This is a genomic window from Alloscardovia criceti DSM 17774 (assembly GCF_000376885.1).
Lineage (GTDB): Bacteria > Actinomycetota > Actinomycetes > Actinomycetales > Bifidobacteriaceae > Alloscardovia > Alloscardovia criceti.
The window spans coordinates 1-1,297 of the sequence record NZ_AQXR01000001.1; the positions used below are offsets into that span (position 1 = coordinate 1).

The window sequence follows — 1,297 nt, forward strand, 5'->3', positions numbered from 1 at the left end:
GACATCTCGATCCACAGCAAGTCCGCAGTTATCACAAACAAAGACCCTTGTCGACAAAGCAAGCTTGGCTTTCACTTGCTTGCAACCAGAGCACAGATTTCAACCATCTTAAAGCAAGTTGGCGGATTCTCCAACCGTGTCATCGCAGCCATTATGCAAGTTGGGAAAACAACGATTGAGAGGGATCTTAAACAACGCTCACCGCAGCTGGCCCATTATGGGCCAGCTGCGGTGAGTAGCACTTCTGATCAATTTGAGCAGAAGTCACTCGGTTTCGATGGTAAACACTACTCGACTAAGCGTGATTCTGATACGAAAATGCGTGATTATCTGGAATACGCCTACCTGTATGACTACAATTTCTCATGCAGCTGCCTAATCGTAGCCAGGCTGTACGCTACTGCATTTACGCAGGCTTCTATAAGCAATGGACTGCTGCACGGCTCACATCTCTATAAATGCACTGCTGCTTAAGCGAAGAGTTTACGGCGAATATATTCGCTACGTGGTAGGTTAAGGCTCTCAGCGGTTTGTGTGAGAGCGTCTAGAGCGCTCTTACTAATCCTGAGACTGATTGTTGTCATCGGTTCATTACGCTCGTGGAAGGTCGTGTAGAAACCATCTGCGAGGTTATCGTCATACGATTCATCTTCCACACGTTGTGCGTCTTCTTCTACATCAGACAGCGTAAGTCCTACACGATTGAGAATGCGCTCATCTTCTTCATAACCGTCATACTGCATTAGCGTAACCTCCTTTTGCGCTTGTTCATCTCGGCTTTAATCTTTTTCGTTGGCGGGGTAAAAGCGTGACAAATAATCACTTCGTTGCGTGCGTAATCAATCGTGTAAAGCATTTCAATCTCACGCAGCCGTTGATCTGTACCCAACGCAATCCACGTGTTATCCTTCCTGGGCACTTCAGCATAAATACTCTCAAACGCTGTCACGACATCACTCTTCGACAGTTCAGGATGACGCACGCTAATACGATTCAAAACAATAATACGCATGTATATATTCCCCGATATTTATCTACATATATAAGTATACTACACAACGTAATACGTTCATGTATACACTAACAAGTACATAGATTTTTTCTCTCAGTCTGGTGTGGCTGCAGCAGTCGAGTGTTGAGCTGAGTCACGCATTTTTGCCTTGACAGGAGAAAGATTTATGCCCAGGTAGCGAATAAAACTATCCGTTGAAAACTAATGTGAAATAGTTTCCATACACGAGTTTCCTCGTGTAACTTCGTGCTTGTTTAAGCGACGATTCCTGCTTCTTCGATCATT

General features: G+C 44.6%; 2 protein-coding genes and 1 pseudogene. 1 reads left to right on the forward strand and 2 read right to left on the reverse strand.

What is annotated here, in order from left to right:
* Positions 1–474: pseudogene (locus D570_RS09780) on the forward strand (hypothetical protein); the annotation flags it as partial.
* On the opposite strand, the gene D570_RS0100010 reads toward D570_RS09780, so the two are convergent.
* On the reverse strand, positions 471–743 hold the full coding sequence (locus D570_RS0100010) for a hypothetical protein (protein WP_018142362.1): 273 nt from the start codon (positions 741–743) through the stop codon (positions 471–473). The pseudogene D570_RS09780 and the gene D570_RS0100010 overlap by 4 nt on opposite strands.
* On the reverse strand, positions 743–1,012 hold the full coding sequence (locus D570_RS0100015; protein ID WP_018142363.1) for a hypothetical protein: 270 nt from the start codon (positions 1,010–1,012) through the stop codon (positions 743–745). Before D570_RS0100015 ends, D570_RS0100010 begins: the two co-directional genes overlap by 1 nt.
* Positions 1,013–1,297 lie beyond the last annotated feature (285 nt).

Bases quoted from the DNA above. Each gene is read 5' to 3' on its own strand.
- D570_RS0100010 (WP_018142362.1), bottom strand. From the start codon at position 743: ATGCAGTATGACGGTTATGAAGAAGATGAGCGCATTCTCAATCGTGTA.
- D570_RS0100015 (WP_018142363.1), bottom strand. From the start codon at position 1,012: ATGCGTATTATTGTTTTGAATCGTATTAGCGTGCGTCATCCTGAACTG.